General features: G+C 57.1%; 1 pseudogene. It reads right to left on the bottom strand.

Annotation, left to right across the window (positions count from 1 at the left end):
* Positions 1-105: 105 nt before the first annotated feature.
* Positions 106-282: pseudogene (locus ALO43_RS09695) on the bottom strand (nucleoside deaminase); the annotation flags it as partial.

Consider the following 282-nt stretch of genomic DNA (forward strand, 5'->3'; position numbering starts at 1 on the left):
CAACGCAGAGCATTGGCACGGCAGGCAAGTATCGCGATGACTATTGTGGCAATTGCGCTGGTCCGAGCCCGTTCTCGGACTCATGACCTGGAGGTTTCACCCCCCTTACTCGCCGATATCTTCGTTCCACAACTCAGGCTTGCTGGCGATGAAGCCCTGCATCATGTGCTTGCACTCCTGGTTATCAAGCACCTCGATCTGCACGCCACGCGAGCGTAGGAGTTCTTCCTCGCCCATGAACGACTGGTTCTCGCCGACGATCACCTTGCGAATGCCGTAGAG

The organism is Pseudomonas tremae (genome assembly GCF_001401155.1).
GTDB classification, from domain to species: domain Bacteria; phylum Pseudomonadota; class Gammaproteobacteria; order Pseudomonadales; family Pseudomonadaceae; genus Aquipseudomonas; species Aquipseudomonas tremae.